17 protein-coding genes are annotated in these 17,578 nt (G+C 67.6%); 9 read left to right on the top strand and 8 right to left on the bottom strand.

What is annotated here, in order from left to right; translation table 11 throughout:
- Nucleotides 1-242 precede the first annotated feature (242 nt).
- Genes J8I82_RS19760 through J8I82_RS19745 form a run of 4 tightly spaced genes read left to right on the top strand, consistent with a single transcriptional unit; the run spans nucleotide 243 to nucleotide 3,564 of the window.
- Nucleotides 243-995 carry a maleate cis-trans isomerase family protein gene (locus J8I82_RS19760; RefSeq protein WP_284183104.1) on the top strand — a complete coding sequence of 251 codons (753 nt, stop codon included), beginning with the start codon at nucleotides 243-245 and terminating at the stop codon, nucleotides 993-995.
- Between the two features lie 11 nt (nucleotides 996-1,006).
- On the top strand, nucleotides 1,007-1,837 hold the full coding sequence (locus J8I82_RS19755) for an alpha/beta fold hydrolase (protein ID WP_209760458.1): 831 nt from the start codon (nucleotides 1,007-1,009) through the stop codon (nucleotides 1,835-1,837).
- Between the two features lie 13 nt (nucleotides 1,838-1,850).
- On the top strand, nucleotides 1,851-2,930 hold the full coding sequence (locus J8I82_RS19750; protein ID WP_209760457.1) for a 2,5-dihydroxypyridine 5,6-dioxygenase NicX family protein: 1,080 nt from the start codon (nucleotides 1,851-1,853) through the stop codon (nucleotides 2,928-2,930).
- Nucleotides 2,923-3,564, top strand: coding sequence for an N-carbamoylsarcosine amidohydrolase (locus J8I82_RS19745; protein ID WP_209760456.1), 642 nt, complete (start codon nucleotides 2,923-2,925; stop codon nucleotides 3,562-3,564). Before J8I82_RS19750 ends, J8I82_RS19745 begins: the two co-directional genes overlap by 8 nt.
- A gap of 22 nt (nucleotides 3,565-3,586) precedes the next feature.
- Here the strand turns inward: J8I82_RS19745 and J8I82_RS19740 are convergent, their stop codons facing one another.
- Nucleotides 3,587-4,354 carry a TetR/AcrR family transcriptional regulator gene (locus J8I82_RS19740; protein ID WP_209760455.1) on the bottom strand — a complete coding sequence of 256 codons (768 nt, stop codon included), beginning with the start codon at nucleotides 4,352-4,354 and terminating at the stop codon, nucleotides 3,587-3,589.
- A gap of 70 nt (nucleotides 4,355-4,424) precedes the next feature.
- Between J8I82_RS19740 and J8I82_RS19735 the strand changes: the two genes are divergently transcribed.
- Nucleotides 4,425-6,695, top strand: a complete 2,271-nt coding sequence (locus J8I82_RS19735; RefSeq protein WP_209760454.1) for a xanthine dehydrogenase family protein molybdopterin-binding subunit — start codon at nucleotides 4,425-4,427, stop codon at nucleotides 6,693-6,695.
- An 87-nt stretch (nucleotides 6,696-6,782) separates the two neighbouring features.
- Here J8I82_RS19735 and J8I82_RS19730 read toward each other — a convergent pair whose 3' ends face one another.
- Nucleotides 6,783-7,271 carry a MarR family winged helix-turn-helix transcriptional regulator gene (locus J8I82_RS19730; RefSeq protein ID WP_209760453.1) on the bottom strand — a complete coding sequence of 163 codons (489 nt, stop codon included), beginning with the start codon at nucleotides 7,269-7,271 and terminating at the stop codon, nucleotides 6,783-6,785.
- Between the two features lie 62 nt (nucleotides 7,272-7,333).
- Nucleotides 7,334-8,338, bottom strand: coding sequence for a Bug family tripartite tricarboxylate transporter substrate binding protein (locus J8I82_RS19725; RefSeq protein ID WP_209760452.1), 1,005 nt, complete (start codon nucleotides 8,336-8,338; stop codon nucleotides 7,334-7,336).
- 246 nt (nucleotides 8,339-8,584) lie between these two features.
- Here J8I82_RS19725 and J8I82_RS19720 point away from each other — a divergent pair, with 246 nt between their 5' ends.
- From J8I82_RS19720 to J8I82_RS19705, 4 genes are read left to right on the top strand one after another with little or no spacing between them, the layout of a single operon-like run.
- Nucleotides 8,585-9,472, top strand: a complete 888-nt coding sequence (locus J8I82_RS19720) for a DMT family transporter (RefSeq protein WP_209760588.1) — start codon at nucleotides 8,585-8,587, stop codon at nucleotides 9,470-9,472.
- Between the two features lie 54 nt (nucleotides 9,473-9,526).
- Nucleotides 9,527-10,315 (top strand): SDR family oxidoreductase, encoded by a 789-nt coding sequence (locus J8I82_RS19715; RefSeq protein WP_209760451.1) that lies wholly within the window; start codon nucleotides 9,527-9,529, stop codon nucleotides 10,313-10,315.
- A gap of 43 nt (nucleotides 10,316-10,358) precedes the next feature.
- Complete coding sequence (locus J8I82_RS19710; RefSeq protein ID WP_209760587.1) at nucleotides 10,359-10,760, top strand: methylglyoxal synthase; 402 nt, start codon at nucleotides 10,359-10,361, stop codon at nucleotides 10,758-10,760.
- 42 nt (nucleotides 10,761-10,802) lie between these two features.
- On the top strand, nucleotides 10,803-11,780 hold the full coding sequence (locus J8I82_RS19705) for a quinone oxidoreductase family protein (RefSeq protein WP_209760450.1): 978 nt from the start codon (nucleotides 10,803-10,805) through the stop codon (nucleotides 11,778-11,780).
- A 70-nt stretch (nucleotides 11,781-11,850) separates the two neighbouring features.
- Here J8I82_RS19705 and J8I82_RS19700 read toward each other — a convergent pair whose 3' ends face one another.
- From J8I82_RS19700 to J8I82_RS19680, 5 genes are all read right to left on the bottom strand, one after another.
- Complete coding sequence (locus tag J8I82_RS19700; RefSeq protein ID WP_062797448.1) at nucleotides 11,851-12,144, bottom strand: YkvA family protein; 294 nt, start codon at nucleotides 12,142-12,144, stop codon at nucleotides 11,851-11,853.
- A gap of 369 nt (nucleotides 12,145-12,513) precedes the next feature.
- Nucleotides 12,514-13,659: a BMP family ABC transporter substrate-binding protein gene (locus J8I82_RS19695; protein ID WP_209760449.1), complete on the bottom strand. Its 1,146-nt coding sequence runs from the start codon at nucleotides 13,657-13,659 to the stop codon at nucleotides 12,514-12,516.
- 55 nt (nucleotides 13,660-13,714) lie between these two features.
- The gene (locus tag J8I82_RS19690; RefSeq protein ID WP_209760448.1) at nucleotides 13,715-14,635 is read right to left on the bottom strand and encodes an ABC transporter permease; all 921 of its coding nucleotides are present in this window, start codon (nucleotides 14,633-14,635) and stop codon (nucleotides 13,715-13,717) included.
- Between the two features lie 18 nt (nucleotides 14,636-14,653).
- On the bottom strand, nucleotides 14,654-15,763 hold the full coding sequence (locus tag J8I82_RS19685) for an ABC transporter permease (RefSeq protein WP_209760447.1): 1,110 nt from the start codon (nucleotides 15,761-15,763) through the stop codon (nucleotides 14,654-14,656).
- Nucleotides 15,756-17,315 carry an ABC transporter ATP-binding protein gene (locus tag J8I82_RS19680; protein WP_209760446.1) on the bottom strand — a complete coding sequence of 520 codons (1,560 nt, stop codon included), beginning with the start codon at nucleotides 17,313-17,315 and terminating at the stop codon, nucleotides 15,756-15,758. The genes J8I82_RS19685 and J8I82_RS19680 overlap by 8 nt, the downstream gene beginning before the upstream one ends.
- Between the last annotated feature and the right edge of the window lie 263 nt (nucleotides 17,316-17,578).

Below are 17,578 nucleotides of genomic sequence, written 5' to 3'. Positions count from 1 at the left end.
AAGCGTCGATCTTATGGAAAACCCTTACAACATCATGATTCGCCACGAACAATGCTTGAATTTGGCTAATTTGTGCGCTAAAACAGGGATTGATTAATTAAGTATGCACTGAACGAGTGAATCTCGCACGGCACAGATTCTATTTGCCTAGATAAAGTGTGTACACTACAATCGATCGCAGCATGCAAGGCCATCCGGGCAGGGCAGGCGGGTAGACAGACAAACAGATGACGGAGTCGACAGTGCAGAAAGTTTTCCGAATCGGCCAGATCGTGCCGAGCTCCAACACCACGATGGAAACCGAGATCCCGGCCATGCTGGCCGCGCGCCAGCTGGTGCGTCCGGAGCGCTTCACCTTCCACGGCAGCCGCATGCGGATGAAGAAGGTGGTCAAGGAGGAACTGGCGGCGATGGATGCCGAATCCGACCGCTGCGCGGTGGAACTGAGCGACGCCCGCGTCGATGTGCTCGGCTATGCCTGCCTGGTGGCGATCATGGCGATGGGCCACGGCTACCACCGCGTGTCCGAGCAGCGCCTGCAGGCGCACACCGCCGAGAACGGCGGCGACGCGCCCGTGATCACCAGCGCCGGCGCGCTGGTCGATGCGCTCAAGGTGATGGGCGCGAAGCGCATCGCCGTGGTGGCGCCGTACATGAAGCCGCTGACCGAGCTGGTGGTCGATTACATCCGCAATGAAGGCTACGAAGTGGTCGACTACCGCGCGCTGGAGATCCCCGACAACCTCGACGTCGGCCGCCACGACCCGTCGCGGCTGCCGGAGATCGTCGCGCAAATGGATTTCGCCGACGCGGATGTCATCGTGCTGTCGGCATGCGTGCAGATGCCGTCGCTGCCGGCGGTGGCCAAGGTGGAGGCGATGACCGGCAAGCCGGTGGTCACCGCCGCCATCGCCACGACTTATGCCATGCTCAAGCGGCTAGGCCTGGAGCCGGTGGTGCCGGGCGCGGGCGCGCTGCTGTCCGGCGCCTACTAAAGGAGCCGGACATGACCACCAGCACCTTCCTCTACGGCGCCAACGTCCATGCCAACGGCATCCGCCAGCACTATTTGCGCTATGGCGGCCAGGACGGCGCGCGCGCGCAGCGCGATGCCGTCATCATCGTGCCCGGCATCACCAGCCCGGCGGTCACCTGGGGCTTCGTTGGCGAGCAGTTCGGGCGGCATTTCGATACCTATGTGCTCGACGTGCGCGGCCGCGGCCTGTCGCAGGCCGGCGCGGAACTGGATTACGGCCTCGATGCGCAGGCGGCAGACGTGATCGCGCTTGCCGAAGCGCTCGGGCTGCAACGCTATGCCATCGTCGGCCATTCGATGGGCGCGCGTATCGGCATCCGCGCCGCGCGCAGCAAGCCCGCTGGCCTGACGCGGCTGGTGCTGGTCGATCCGCCGGTATCGGGCCCGGGCCGCCGTGCCTATCCGGCACAACTGCCGTGGTACATCGATTCGATCCGGCTGGCGCAGCAGGGCATCGACGCGGAAGGCATGCGCCGTTTCTGCCCGACCTGGACCGAAGAGCAGCTGCGCCTGCGCGCGCAATGGCTGCATACCTGCGACGAGCGCGCGATCCTGGCCAGCTTCAACGGCTTCCATGAAGACGATATCCACGCCGACCTGCCACGGGTCGACGTGCCGGCGCTGCTGATGACCGCAGGCCGCGGCGACGTGATCCGCGAGGAAGACGTGCAGGAGATGCGCAAGCTGCTGCCCGCGCTGCTGGTCGCGCATGTCGCCAATGCCGGCCACATGATCCCGTGGGACGACGAGCCCGGCTTCTACCGCGCCTTCGGCGACTTCCTCGGCGCTGCGCTGACCTGATCAAGGAGGGAACATGCCCGTAAGCGATTACGACCTGACGGCGGCGTGGAAGCAGGTGCTGACGCTGTCGAAGCTGCAGCCGGGGCAGACCGTCACCGTACTGACCGGCGCGGCCACGCATGCGCAGACGCTGCGCACGGCGATGGTGGCGGCACAGTCGATGGGCGCCATCGTCAACCGGCTCGACCTGCCGCCGGTCAACGGCGAGAAGGCGTTGAGCCGCGACGCGCTGGCCTATCTCGGCACGACGCCTTTGACCGGCAACCCGGCAGCGATTGCCGCGCTCAAGGCCAGTGACCTGGTGCTGGACCTGATGACGCTGCTGTTCTCGCCCGAGCAGCACGAGATCCTTTCCGGCGGCACCAGAATCCTGCTGGCGGTGGAGCCGCCCGAGGTGCTGGCACGGCTGGTGCCGACCGAGGCCGACCGTGCCCGCGTCAAGGCCGCTACCGAGCGGCTGGGCAAGGCGCGCGAGATGCATATCGTGTCCGATGCCGGCATGGACCTGCGCTGCCGCCTGGGTGAATTTCCCGCGATCAGCGAGTACGGCTTTGTCGACGAGCCCGGCCGCTGGGACCACTGGCCGAGCGGCTTCGTGCTGACCTGGCCGGACGAGGGCGGCACCAACGGCACCATCGTGCTGGACCGCGGCGACATCCTGCTGCCGATGAAATCCTATCTGCAGGCGCCGATCCGCATCACCGTCGAAGCGGGCTACGTGCGCCGTATCGAAGGCGGTGCCGATGCCGAGCTATTGGCCGATTACATGGCGTCGTTCAACGATCCCGAAGCGTATGCGATGTCGCATATCGGCTGGGGCCTGCAGCCGCGCGCAAGCTGGTCGGCGCTGGCGATGTACGACCGCGAGGCCACCATCGGCATGGACGCACGCGCCTACGAGGGCAATTTCCTGTGCTCGTTCGGCCCCAACAACGAAGCAGGCGGCAGCCGCACCACCGCCTGCCATATCGATATCCCGGTGCGCCACTGCACGGTCAGCCTCGACGGCGAGCCGGTGGTGGTGCGCGGCAAGGTGATGGACGGGCACCATGCTCCCGCCGCATCGCTCTACAAGGATTCGCGCCATGGATGAAGCAGTGCAGACCTACCAGCGCCAGGGCTTCGGCGCGTCGATTCCACTGAAGGCGCCGTACGGCCTGCTGATCATCGACTTCGTCAACGGCTTTGCCGACCCGGCGGTATTCGGCGGCGGCAATATCCCCGAGGCCATCCGCAACACGCAGCCGCTGCTGCGCGCCGCGCGCGAGCAGGGCTGGCCGGTGGCGCACAGCCGCATCGTGTTTGCCGACGACGACAGCGACCACAACATCTTCACGCTGAAGGTGCCCGGCATGCTGACGCTGAAGGAAGATGGCCATAACAGCCAGATCGTGCCCGAGCTGGCGCCCGCGCCGGGCGAGCTGGTGGTGCGCAAGACGGTGCCGTCGGCGTTCTTCGGCACCTCGCTGGCGGCGTGGCTGACGCAGCGCGGCGTGCAGACGCTGCTGGTGGCCGGCTGCGTCACCAGCGGCTGCGTGCGCGCCAGCGTGGTCGACGCGATGTCGCTGGGCTTCCGCCCTCTTGTGGTGTCCGATTGCGTGGGCGACCGCGCCATCGGCCCGCACGATGCCAACCTGTTCGACATGGCGCAGAAGTACGCGACCGTGCTCACGCGCGACGAGGCGCTCGCGCAGGTTACGGCTGATGGAGTCCGCGCCGCCGCCTGAGTGTGGCGCCCGGTGCTGCCTCTCAGCCTGCGGCTACCCGCCTGTTGCGCGCGGTCTTGCGCGCCGGCGTAGCCGGCGGCACGCTGGCTTCCGGCACGGCGCCGGGCACCGTCACGGTGCGCAGCACTGTCTGCTGGATCACATCGCGCCAGTGCGCCAGGGCGGGAGGGCTCATCATGGCCTCGCCCAGGAAGGCGCCGAGCGTATGATGGTTGGAGTTGTAGAAGTAGCCGAGCGAAGCGATCACCATGTAGACATCGCGGGCGCCGATCTCGGGACGGAACAGCCCGGCGGACTTGCCGCGCGTGAGGATCCCGTCGAGCACCGACAGCGCGTAGCTGGAGATTTCCTTGAGCCGGACCGATTTCTTGGCGTGCTTGCCCTGGCTCATGTTCTCGCTGGACAGGATTGCGACGAACTCGGGGTGGTCGAGGTAGTACTGCCAGATGAAGTCGATCAGCTGCGACAGCGCGCGCACGGGATCGGCGGCGTCGAGTTCGTGCTCGAGCTGCTGCTCGGCTTCGTTGAGCTGCAGGTAGATGGTCTCCAGCACTTCGACGAACAGCTTTTCCTTGCTGCCGAAGTAGTAGTAGATCATCCGGTCATAGGTCTTGGCCAGCGACGAAATGCGTTCGATGCGGCCACCGTCGTAGCCGCGCTGGGCGAAGACCTTGATCGCAGCCTTGAGGATGCGGTCGCGGCTGTCCTGCGCCTGCCTGGCCCGGGTGCCTGGGGCAGCCCGCTTTGCAGCCCGCTTGGCGGCAGGTTTCGCCGCGGTGGTGTTCGTCATGATCGTTGGGTGGCTCTGACTCTGTTGGCTGGCAGTATAACGGCGCCCCGTTGAAGGAGAATGGAAGACGATGACGGCAACGACCCTGCAACCCGTGGCACAGGCCGATCCGGCCACGCCGCGCGCACTGCGGCTGGCGCTGCTGCAGGCCACCGGCGTGCTGCTGGTCACGCGCGCGCCACAGGCGGCGGCGCGTCCTGCGCCCGGCCAGCCCGGCGCCGCGTCGGATTACGTGCCGGCGCTGCCCGATATCTTCATCGCCGTGCGCGACAGTGGCGAGGTGCTGGCCTTCAACGGCCATGTCGACCTGGGCACCGGCATCCGCACGGCGCTGGCGCAGATCGTGGCGGAAGAACTCGACGTGCCGCTGTCGCAGGTGCGCATGGTGCTGGGCCATACCGAAGCCACCCCCAACCAGGGGCCGACCATCGCCAGCGCATCGATCCAGATTTCCGCCATCCCGCTGCGCCGTGCCGCGGCGCAGGCGCGCGCATGGCTGCTGGCGCGTGCGGCACAGCAGCTTGGCGTGGCGCCCGACCAGCTCGAAGCGCAGGATGGAGAGTTCCGCGTGCGCGGGTCCGACGCCGCCATCGGCTACGGCACGCTGGTGCAGGGCGGGCATGTGGCACTGCCGCTGGCCGACGATGTGCCGATCAAGCCGGTCGAGTCCTACCGCATCGTCGGCCGCTCCGCGGGCCGCGTCGATATCCCCGGCAAGGCACGCGGCGTTCTGACTTTCGTCCATGACGTGCGCGTCCCCGGCATGCTGCATGGGCGCGTGGTGCGGCCGCCTTACGCCGGGCGCGACAGCGGCGACTTCGTCGGCAACAGCCTGCTCGCGGTCGACCGCGAATCGGTGCGCGATGTGCCGGGACTGGTCGATGTGGTGGTGCAGGGCGACTTCGTCGGCGTGGTGGCCGAGCGCGAAGAGCATGCGGTGCTTGCCGCGCGCAAGCTGCGGGTGCAGTGGAAGCCCGTGCCGCCGATGCCGTCGCTCGCAGACCCTGAACCCGCGCTGCGCGCCAACCCGGCGACGCGGCGCGAACTGCTGAACGACGGCGAATTGCCCGCGGCCGGGGCCGGCAAGACGCTGGAACGCCATTACGTCTGGCCATACCAGATGCATGGCTCGATCGGTCCGTCGTGCGCGGTCGCTGACTGGCATGAGGATGGGCTGACGGTATGGTCGGGCACACAGAACCCGCACGTATTGCGCATCGACCTGGCTCGCCTGTGCGGGCTGGGCGAGGACAGCATCGAGATCGTGCGCATGGAAGCCGCCGGCTGCTACGGCCGCAATTGCGCGGACGATGTCTGCGCCGATGCCGCGCTGCTGTCGCGTGCCGTCGGCCATCCGGTGCGCGTGCAGCTGTCGCGCGAGCAGGAACACCTGTGGGAACCCAAGGGCGCGGCCCAGCTGATGGACGTCAGCGCAACGCTGGGCGCCGACGGCGAACTGCTTGGCTATGACTTCACCAGCCGCTATCCGTCCAACGATGCGCCGACACTGGCGCTGGTGCTCGCCGGCATCGTTCCCAACGCGCCGCGCACGCTGGAGATGGGCGACCGCACCGCGGTGCCGCCGTATGACTACCGCGCGCGCCGCATCGGCTGCGACGATACGCCCGCCATCGTGCGCGCGTCATGGTTGCGGGGCGTATCGGCGCTGCCGAATTCGTTCGCGCATGAATGCGTGATCGATGAACTGGCCGCCGAAGCCGGAGTCGATCCGATCGATTTCCGGCTGCGTCATTTGCCCGACACGCGCGCCGCCGAACTGCTGCGCGCGGTGGCCGACGCGGCGGGCTGGCAGCGCGGCGCGCAGGGTTCGCGCGGCAACGCTGGCGACGACGGCATGCTGCGCGGGCGCGGTGTTGCCTATGCGCGCTATATCCACAGCCGCTTCCCGGGATTCGGCGCGGCATGGGCGGCATGGGTGGTCGATGTGGCCGTGGAAGCGGCAACGGGCCGCATCGCCGTGGAGAAACTGGTGGTCGGGCAGGATACCGGCATGATGGTCAACCCGGATGGCGTGCGCCACCAGATCCACGGCAACGTGGTGCAGGCCTTGAGCCGCGTGTTGAAGGAGCAGGTGCGATTCGACGCCGACGGTGTTGCCAGCCGCGAGTGGGGCAGCTATCCGTTGCTGACGTTCCCGGAAATCCCGCCGATCGAGGTGGTGCTGATGCCGCGGCAGGAAGAGCCGCCGATGGGGGCAGGGGAGTCGGCATCGCTGCCGGGGGCGCCGGCGATTGCCAATGCGTTGTTCGATGCGCTCGGAGTGAGGCTGCGGCGGCCGCCGTTCGTGCCGGAGACGGTGTTGGCGGCGTTGCGGGGCTGAGGGCCTCAGCATACCGCTGTCTGGCTCCCCTCTCCCGCTTGCAGGAGAGGGGAGCAGACCGGCAGCATGCTTGACCCTCAGTCAAGCTCACGCGCCCCCATTCCCCTCATCGATCTCGCTCATCTTCCGCAGCAGGTAAGTCACCGCCACCCGCTCCGCCGGATTCAGGCTGCCAAACGTCTGCTCCGAGATCTGCTTCGCAAACGGCACCGTCTCATCGATCAGCGCCAATCCCCCGGGCGTCACCGTCACGACCACCTTGCGCCGGTCGTTCGGGTCATGCGACACCGCAATCAGCTTGCGCGCCTTCAGCCGCTCGATGATGCCACGCACCGTCGCCTGGTCGATCGCCGTGGCGCGCACCACTTCGTTCAGCGAACACGGCTGCCGGTCCCTGACCGCGCACAGCACCACGAACTGCGCCGCGGTGAGCTGCGAATCCGGGATGGTCTGCTGGAAGATCGCCACGTGGCGCTGGTACGCGCGCCGCAGCAGGTGGCCCACCTGCTCGGTGAAATCGTAGTCGGGGGCGGTCTGGTCTGCTGACGATGCGGTAGATGCGGAGGGGTTGGGCACGTCGATCGTGATGCATTGGATGAGCGTGCCCCGAGTATATCCGCTGCTTGCGCGTCCGTTGCCTACTCGACGGTGATCCCCGCGGTCTTCGCCACCTTGCCGAAGCGCTCGTATTCCGACTGCGTCAGCGCCTGCAGCTCAGCCGCGCTGGATCCCTTGGGATTGAAGCCCGCCTGCACCAGCTTCTCGCGCACATCGGCACGTGCCAGCGCCTCGACGAAGGCGCTGTTCAGCGCCTGCACCACCGGTACCGGCAGGTTGGCCGGGCCATAGACCCCGAACCATGGCTCGACCGCATAGCCTTGCAAGCCCGCCTCGGCCAGCGTCGGCACGTCGGGCAGGGACGGCGCGCGCTGCTTGCCGGCAACCGCCAGTGCGCGCAGCTTGCCCGCCTGGATATGCGGCAGCGATGCCGGCAGGTTGTCGAACATCACGCTGATATGGCCGCCCAGCATGTCGTTGATGGCCGGACTGCTGCCCTTGTACGGCGCGTGCGTCAGGCTGGTCTGCGTCATCTGCGCGAACATCGCGCCCGCCAGGTGCATCGAGGTGCCGGTGCCGGCGGTTGCATAGGTCAGCCCGGGATTGGCCCTGGCGTAGGCCACCAGTTCCTTGACGGTCTTCACCGGCAGCGCCGGGCTGACCTCCAGCACGATGGTCGAGGTGCCGAGCAGGCTGATCGCGGTGAAGTCCTTGCGCGGGTCGAACGGCACCTGCTTGTAGATATGCGGGTTGAGGGCATTGGTGGAGATCGCGCCGAAGCCGATGGTGTAGCCGTCCGGCGCGGCCTTGGCCACGGCGTCCATGCCGACGTTGCCGCCGGCGCCGGGGCGGTTCTCGATGACCACCGGCTGCCCGAGCTTCTCGCCCACGCGCTGGCCGACCGTGCGCGCCACCAGGTCGGTGGTGCCGCCGGCGGCGTAGGGCACGACAAAGCGGATCGGACGGGACGGATAGCCGTCGCCGGGTGCGGCGGCGGCACCGAAGCTGGCGGCGAGCGCGCTGGCGCCAGTCATGGCAGCGAGCAGCAGCGCGCGGCGGCCGGCGTGTGCGGGATGGGTTGGCATGGCGAGAAGTCTCCTGGGGGTTGTTATTGTGGCGCCGGCCGTGACGCAGGCGGCGCGCGGCCATTGTAGGGGATCGGCAGTACGCGCGGCAGGCCGGGGCGGCCGCCGATGCGGTTGCGTCTTTTCGAATACAATCGTCGGGTCGCTTCGCGGGGCCGCGCAGGGCCGGTGTGCACCGGCCCTGCGGCCCGCTATCCACGTATTCCCGTGTCCGCCTCCCAGAAGTCCCTCGCCGCGCCTGCCGCGCTGCCGTCGCCGCAGCGCGCGGGGCTTGCCATCGCCGCCGTCGGCGCGGTGCTGTTCTCCGCCAAGGCGATCGTTGCCAAGCTGATGTACCGCTACAACGTCGATGCCGTGATGGTGCTGACGCTGCGCATGCTGTTCGCCGTGCCGCTGTTCATGGCGATCGGCTGGTGGCAGTCGCGCCGGCTGGCATCGCTGTCGTGGGTGGACCGCGGGCGCGTGGTGTTCCTCGGCTTTATCGGCTACTACCTCTCCAGCTTCCTCGATTTCATCGGCCTGCAATACATCACCGCCGGGCTGGAGCGGCTGATCCTGTTCCTGACACCGTCGTTCGTGCTGCTGGCCACCGCGCTGGTGTTCCGGCGGCCGATCCGTTCGCGCCAGTGGCTGTCGCTGCTGCTGGCGTATGCCGGCATCGTGCTGGTCTTCGCCCATGACCTCGACGTCAGCGGCAGCCAGGTGTGGCTGGGCGGCGCGCTGGTCCTGGGCAGTGCCATGACGTACGCTGTCTACCTTATCCTGAGCGGCGAGCTGGTGCGGCGCATCGGCTCGCTGCGGCTGGTGGCTTATGCGATGTGCGTGTCCACCGCCTGCTGCGTGATCCAGTACGTGGCGCTGGGCCGGCCCGTGGCCGAGCTGGCGCAGCCGGCGCCGGTGATGTGGCTGTCACTCGTCAATGCGGTGTTCTGCACGGTGCTGCCGGTGTCGATGACCATGGTGGCGGTGGCGCGCATCGGTGCGCCGCTGGCCTCGCAGGCCGGCATGATCGGCCCGGTATCGACGCTGCTGCTCGGCTACTGGCTGCTGGGCGAACCGGTCAGCGGCGTGCAGCTGGCCGGCGGCGCGCTGGTGCTGGGCGGCATGTACCTGCTCTCGGCAAAGAGAAATTGATGCACCGGCCGGACGCTCCCGGCCGTACCAGGACAACAGACAAAGGAGAAACACATGGACATGGGACTGCGCGGCAAGCATGCGCTGGTGTGCGGCGCCAGCAAGGGCCTGGGCCTGGCCTGCGCCGATGCCCTCGCGGCGGAAGGCGTTGACGTGGTGATCGTGGCGCGCGGCGCCGAGGCGCTGGAGAAGGCCGCCGCCGACCTGCGCGCCCGCCATGGCCGCCGCGTGATCGCGGTGGCGACCGACATCACCACGCCCGCAGGACGCAAGGCGGCGCTGGACGCCGCCGCCAGGCTGGGTGACCTCGACATCCTGGTCAACAACGCCGGCGGCCCGCCGCCGGGCAACTTCCGCGACTGGGAGCGCAGCGACTGGCTGGCCGCGCTCGACGCCAACATGCTGACCCCGATCGAGCTGATCAAGGCCACCGTCGACGGCATGATCGCGCGCAAGTGGGGCCGCATCATCAATATCACCAGCGGCGCGGTCAAGGCACCGATCGATGTGCTGGGGCTGTCCAACGGCGCGCGCTCCGGCCTGACCGGCTTTGTCGCGGGCGTGGCGCGCGAAGTTGCGCAGCATGGCGTGACCATCAACAACCTGCTGCCCGGGCCGTTCAATACCGATCGCCTGCGCAAGACCATGGAAGGCGGCGCGAAGCAGGCCGGCCTGAGTGTCGAGGAAGTGGCGCAGCGCCGTGCCGCGCAGAACCCGACGCGCCGCTTCGGCGAGCCGGCCGAGTTCGGCGCCGCCTGCGCTTTCCTGTGCAGCCGCCAGGCCGCCTATATCACCGGGCAGAACCTGCTGATCGACGGCGGCGCCTACCCCGGCACGTTCTGATTTCCACAGCCTGCTGCAGTCTCACCACCCCAACCAGGAATTACTGATGACACGCCCTCGCATCGCGCTGATCGCCCACGACCACAAGAAGGACGACATTGTTGCCTTCGCCACGCGCCACCGCGCGTTCCTTTCGCAGTGCGAACTGCTGGCCACCGGCACCACCGGCGGCCGCCTGATCGACGAGGTGGGACTGGAAGTGACGCGCATGCTGTCGGGACCGTGGGGCGGCGACCTGCAGATCGGCGCGCAGCTGGCCGAAGGGCGCGTGCGCGCCGTGGTGTTCCTGCGCGACCCGATGACGCCGCAGCCGCATGAACCCGATATCAACGCGCTGGTGCGCGCGTGCGACGTGCACAACGTGCCATGCGCGACCAACGTCGCCACTGCCGAGCTGCTGATTGCCGGCCTGGCCAATGAGGCGGATGGCACGCAGGCAAGCTGAATTCTCCCGATCGATGCAACACCACAACTAGGAGCGACGCAGATGAGCAAAGCCATCCGGATCGAGCAGACCGGCGGTCCCGAAGTCATGCAGTGGGTCGATGTGGAAGTGGGCGAGCCCGGCCCCGGCCAGGTGCGCGTGCGCCATGAAGCGGTGGGCCTGAACTACATCGACGTCTACTTCCGCACCGGCCTGTACAAGCAGCCGCTGCCCGGCGGCCTGGGCATGGAGGGCGCGGGTGTGGTCGAGGCGGTGGGTGAGGGCGTCGGCCACGTGAGCGTGGGCGACCGCGTTGCCTATGCCGGCCGTCCGACCGGCGCGTATGCGCAGGTGCGCGTGATGCCGGCCGACATCGTGGTGCGGTTGCCGGACGCGATTCCGTTCGACACCGCCGCGGCCATGATGCTGCAGGGCCTGACCGCGCAATACCTGATCCGCGACAGCTACCCGGTGCAGCCGGGCGACACGGTGCTGCTGCACGCGGCTGCCGGCGGTGTGGGCCTGATCGTCAGCCAGTGGCTGAAGGCGCTGGGCGTGACCGTGATCGGCACCGTCGGCACGGATGAGAAGGCCGAACTGGCGCGCGCCAACGGCTGCGCCCATACCATCGTCTACACGCGCGAGTCGTTCGTGGACCGCGTCAAGGAAATCACCAACGGCAAGGGCGTGCCGGCGGTCTATGACTCGATCGGCAAGGACACTTTCCAGGGCTCGCTCGACTGCCTGGCGCCGCGCGGCACCATGGTGAGCTTCGGCAATGCCTCGGGCCCGGTGCCGCCGTTCGATCTCTCGGTGCTGGGCAACAAGGGTTCGCTGCGGCTGACGCGCCCGACGCTGATGACCTACGTGGTGCACCGCGAGCTGCTCGAGCCGATGGTGGCCGACCTGTTCGACGCGGTCACGACGGGCAAGGTCAAGGTCGATATCCGCCAGCGCTATGCGCTGTCGGAAGTGGCGCAGGCGCACCGCGACCTGGAAGCGCGCAAGACCACCGGCTCGACGATTCTGCTGCCGCGCTGAATCCGGTTCGGCGCAGGTATAAAAAAATCCCCGGGACACTCAGTGCCCCGGGGATTTTTCTTTGGCGGCCTCAGTGCGGCCGGACCGTGGTGGCGGTGGCGCGTGCCTGCGCCTGGCGCAGGATATGCGGCGGCAGGCGCTTCAGGATCAGGTGGACGGCCAGCGGGATCAGCACCACGTCGTCGATGATGCCGAGACCCGCGACCACGTCGGGCACGAGGTCGATCGGCGAAATCGCGTACAGCAACAGCCCGATCGCCGCGGGTTTCAGCCATGCCGGGGCATCCGGGTGGCGCAGCGCATACCAGAACAGCCGCCCGTCGCGGCGTACCAGCGTCCACAGGGCCGAGAATCGCTTCAACATGAGAGGCCTCCTTCACATGGCGCGCGCCTGACACTGGCGCATACGCAGATAGCTTGGGCCGTTGTTGACGGCTTCAAGTTCCGCGGGTGGAATGTGATGGGAGAAGCAGTGATATCGCGGCTTCTGATGCCCGCGGTTTTCTCCCCTCTCCCATGACGTGGGAAAGGGGCCGGGGGTGAGGGCGGGAGGGTCAAAGGCTGAGGCAGGTGGGTTAGAACCGTTGGCCTCGCTTAATGTGGTTCCTCGCCAAACCGCCCCTCACCCCAACCCTCTCCCCGTGAGGGGAGAGGGAGAACACCTTGCTTAGGCCAGCTCGAGCGGCTTTGGTGCACTCTGCCTAGGCGAGTCCGGGCGGCTTTGGCGCACCCATCACCCCGGGATCTTCCCTTCCACACCCTCGACATAGAACTTCACGCCGTGCAGGAACTTGTCATCCGCGACCTGATCCTTCGCCAGCTGCTCGTTCCCGGTGTTGTCCTTGATCGGACCCTTCCAGATCGGCGCGCTGCCATCGGCAATGCCCTTCTTGCGCTCCTCGACCAGCTTCTTCACATCTTCCGGCACGACCGCGTTGAACGACTTCAGGTCGATCATGCCTTCCTTCAGGCCCCACCACGTGGTGCTGTTCTTCCATTGGTTGTTCAGCACGTCTTCCACCACCTTGTTGTAGTAGACGCCCCACGAGATCACCGACGCGGCCAGGTGGGCCTTGTCGCCGAACTTGGTCATGTCGCTGTCCCAGCCGAAGGCATGCACACCCTTCTCCTGCGCGGTCTGCACCACGGCGGCGGAGTCGGTATTCTGCATCAGCATGTCGACGCCCTGGCCGATCAGCGTGGTCGCGGCTTCGCGCTCCTTGCCCGGATCGAACCACTTGTTGACCCACACCACCTTGACCGTGGCGTTGGGGTTGACGCTGCGCGCGCCCAGCGTGAACGAGTCGATATTGCGGATCACCTCGGGGATGGGCACCGACGCGACCACGCCCATCTTGCCGGTCTTGCTCATCTTGCCGGCGACCACGCCTGCCAGGTACGCACCTTCATAGGTGCGCACGTCGTACTGGGCCATGTTGTCAGCGGTCTTGAAGCCGGTGGCGTGCTCGAACTTCACGTCCGGGAATTCCCTGGCGACCTTGAGCATCGACTCCATGTAGCCGAAGGTGGTGCCGAAGATCAGCTTGTTGCCCTGGCTGGCCAGGTCGCGGAACACGCGCTCGGCGTCGGCGGCGGACTCCGGCACGTTCTCGACAAAGGTGGTCTTGACCTTGTTGCCGAACTTTTCTTCCACGGCCTTGCGGCCGTTGTCATGCGCGTAGGTCCAGCCGGCATCGCCGACCGGGCCGATATAGACGAAGGCGACCTTGAGCGGTTCGGCCGCCTGCCCGGCAGCGGGCGCGGAAGCGGCGCCGGCGGTCTCGGCAGGCTTGTCGGCTTCCTTCTTGCCGCAGCCGGCCAGGGCCAGCACTGCGGTGGCGGCCAGCGCCGCCAGGGTCTTCCTGCGCGTGACGATCATGATTTCTCCTTGTGTGAATTGTTGGTAGCTCTGGGATTTCCGTCAGAAATAGCGATCAGGCATTGCCGGGCCGGAACGGCTTGCCCAGCGATGCCGGCATGTTCAGTCGTATCCACGCCGGGTTGCGCGAGATCAGCGCCAGCACCACGATGGTGGCCGCGTACGGCAGCATCGACAGGAACTGCGACGGCACCGATACGCCGATGCCCTGCAGGTAGAACTGCAGGATCGTCACGCCGCCGAACAGCCACGCGCCGATCAGCACGCGGCCGGGGCGCCAGGTGGCGAAGGTGGTCAGCGCCAGCGCGATCCAGCCGCGCCCGGCGACCAGGTTCTCGACCCACATCGGGGTATAGACCAGCGACAGGTAGGCGCCCGCCAGCCCGCAGCAGGCGCCGCCGAACAGCAACGCGCCGAAGCGGATGGTGCGCACCGGATAGCCCAGCGCGTGCGCGGATTCCGGCGATTCGCCGATCGCGCGCAGCGTCAGGCCCGCGCGCGTGCGGAACAGGAACCACATGATGGCAAGGCACAGCAGCAGGCTGAAGTACACCATCCAGTGATGCTGGAAGAACGCCGGACCGACGAAGGGCAGGTCGGCCAGCCCGGGCACGGCCTTGGCCTGCGCCGGCATGGCATGGCCGACGAAGCGCTGGCCCATGAAGGCCGACAGCCCGGTGCCGAAGATCGACAGCGCCAGGCCGGTGGCGACCTGGTTGGTGGCCAGCACCAGCGCCAGCCATGAGAACAGCGTGGCCATCAGCATGCCGGCCAGCGCGCCGGCAGCAAAGCCGAGCATCGGCGACTGGGTCTGGTAGCCGACCATGAAGCCGGCCACCGCCGCGACCAGCATCATGCCTTCGGCGCCCAGGTTGAGCACGCCCGAGCGCTCGTTGATCAGCAGGCCCAGCGCCGCCAGCAGCAGCGGCGTGCCGGCGTTGATGGCGGTGGCGATGAGGGGAGCGAGTTGTTCCATGTGTTTTGTCTGCTCCGCTCAGGCCGTGGTGGCGCGCCAGCGCAGGCGGTTTTCGATCAGGGTGTCGCAGGCCAGCAGGAAGAACAGCAGCATGCCCTGGAACACCCAGCCTATGGCCGAAGGCAGGCCCAGGCGCGATTGCGCCATCTCGCCGCCGATATAGAACAGCGACATCATGATGCCGCCGAAGACGGTGCCGACCGGGTGCAGCCGCCCGATAAACGCGACGATGATCGCGGTGAAGCCGTAGCCCGGCGAGATCGACGGCAGCAGCTGGCCGATCGGGCCGACCACTTCAAACGCGCCTGCCAGCCCCGCGGTCGCGCCCGAGATCAATAGCGCGCTCCACAATGCGCTGCGCGCCGAAAAGCCCGCGTAGCGCGCCGCCGCGGGTGCGGTGCCGCCGACCTGCAGGCGATAGCCGGCAAAGCTGCGGAACACGAACACCGTCATCACCGCCACCAGCACCAGCATCACCGCAAAGCCGGCGTGCAGGCGCGAGCCCGACATCAGGTTGGGCAGCAGGAACTCGGACGAGAACACCTTGGACTGCGGGAAATTCATGCCGTTAGGATCCTTCAGCGGCCCGTTGACCACCCACAGCAGCAGTTGCTGCGCGATATAGGTGAGCATCAGCGAGACCAGGATCTCGTTGGCATTGAACCTGTCCTTCAGCAGCGCAGTGAGCGAAGCCCACGCCATGCCGCCGACGATGCCGGCAAGCGACGCCAGCACCAGCACCACGGTGCCGTTCATGGCCTGTCCCGGCACGTCGAAATACAGCACCGCGGCGCCCGCGCAGATGCCGCCGGCGATCAGCTGGCCGTCGGCACCGATGTTCCACACATTGGCGCGGTAGCACACCGAAAGCCCCAGCGCGCACAGCACCAGCGGCACCGTCTTCAGCAGCACCTCGCCGATGGCGCGCTTGTCGCGCAGCGGATCGGCCAGGAACACCTTGAGCGCGGCCACCGGGTCCTTGCCCAGCACCAGGAACAGCAGCGCGCCGAACAGCAGCGTCAGCGCCAGCGCGACCACCGGCGAGGCATAGGCCATGGTGCGCGACGGCAGCCCGCGCGGTGCCAGCGTGAGCGGGGAACGGGGGAAGAGGCGTCGCACATCAGCCATGGCTTGCCACCTCCGCGGTACGTGCCTGGGCGGGGCCGCCTTGCCACATGCCGCTCATCCACAGGCCGACCTGCTCGCGCGTGGCGTTCACGGTCGGCACCGGGGGCGACAGGCGGCCCTTGGCGATCACGTGCAGCCGGTCGCAGATCGCAAACAGCTCGTCGAGTTCTTCCGACACCACCAGGATGGCGCAGCCGGTGGCCTTCAGCGCCAGGATCTCGTTATGGATCTGCGCCGCGGCGCCCACGTCCACGCCCCACGTCGGTTGCGCCACGATCAGTACCTTCGGGCCGCTTTCGATCTCGCGGCCGACAATGAATTTCTGCAGGTTGCCGCCGGACAGGCTGCGTGCCAGCGCATCCGGCCCGCTGGCCTTGACACGGAAGCGGTCGATCACCGCCGCCGCGAGCCCGGTCGCCGCGCGCGGCGAGATCATGCCCTGCCGCACGTAGGGCGGCGTCTGGTGCGACAGCAGGATGTTGGTGGACAGGCTCATGCCCGGCACCGCGCCACGGCCCAGGCGTTCTTCCGGCACGAAGGCCAGCCCTGCGCGTCGGCGCTGGCGCGCGTCGAGCTTGCCGACAGGCTTGCCGCCAAGCTGTACCGAGCCATGCGAGGCGCGCGTGTCTTCCCCCGACAGCGCCGCGAGCAATTCCTGCTGGCCATTGCCGGAAACGCCGGCGATGCCGACGATCTCGCCCGCATGCACGTCAAGCGAGATGCGGTCGAGTTCGGTGGCAAAGGCATGCGAGCGCGGCAGCGACAGTTCCTGCACGCTCAGCCGCACCGGGCCGCGTTCGGCGGCGACGCGCGCCTCGCGCGGCGGTTCGCCGCCGATCATCAGCCGCGACAGCGACGCCGCGGTTTCCTGGCGCGGATCGCACACGCCGGTGACCTTGCCCATGCGCATCACGGTGGCGTGATGGCACAGCGCGCGGATCTCGTCGAGCTTGTGGCTGATGTAGAGGATGCTGGTGCCTTCGTCGGCCAGCTGGCGCAGCGTGACGAAGAGCGTTTCCACTGCCTGCGGCGTCAGCACCGAAGTGGGCTCGTCCAGGATCAGCAGCTGCGGGTTGGCCAGCAGCGCGCGCACGATCTCCACGCGCTGGCGCTCGCCGACCGACAGCGTGTGCACGTGGCGGTTCGGTTCCAGCGGCAGGCCGTATCGCTCGGCGGTGGCGCGGATGCGCTCGGCCAGCTGTTTCATGTTGCCTTGCTGGCTGGCCGGCAGGCCGAGCGCGATGTTCTCGGTCACGGTCAGCGTGTCGAACAGCGAGAAATGCTGGAACACCATGGCGATGCCCAGGTTGCGGGCATCGTGCGGGCTGCTGATCGTGACCGGCGCCCCGTTGAAGTGCACCTCGCCGGCATCGGGCCGGACGGCGCCGAAGATGATCTTCATCAGGGTGGACTTGCCGGCGCCGTTCTCGCCCAGGACGGCGTGGATCTCGCCGGGGGCGACCGTAAGGCTGACGTCGTCGTTGGCAACGACGCCCGGATAGCGCTTGCTGATATGGGCGAGCGCCAGCCTGGGAGGGGTTTGTGATGTCACTGAGGCGGCTCGGGTTGTTGTGAGGGCAGCAACGTCGGGATGTCAAAGCGCGGCAGTGCGTGGCGCAGGATCGCCGCGACGCATTGCAGCATTCATCATGAACTGGTGATGCTCGATATTGGTGACGAATTATATAAGTGCGCGGGGTCTGGAAGGCCCGGAACGGGCGAGTGTCCAGTCCCCGCAACGGTTGCAGGCAGGTTGCAAGTCGCATGCCGGCTACGGCACGGAAAAAAGCCGCCGCCTCCTGGCGGAGGCGGCGG

Origin of the sequence: Cupriavidus consociatus, assembly GCF_017814975.1 — a bacterium.
Taxonomy (GTDB): domain Bacteria; phylum Pseudomonadota; class Gammaproteobacteria; order Burkholderiales; family Burkholderiaceae; genus Cupriavidus; species Cupriavidus consociatus.
Note: the sequence above shows the minus strand (reverse complement) of the source record. Positions and strands in the feature narration are given on the sequence as shown.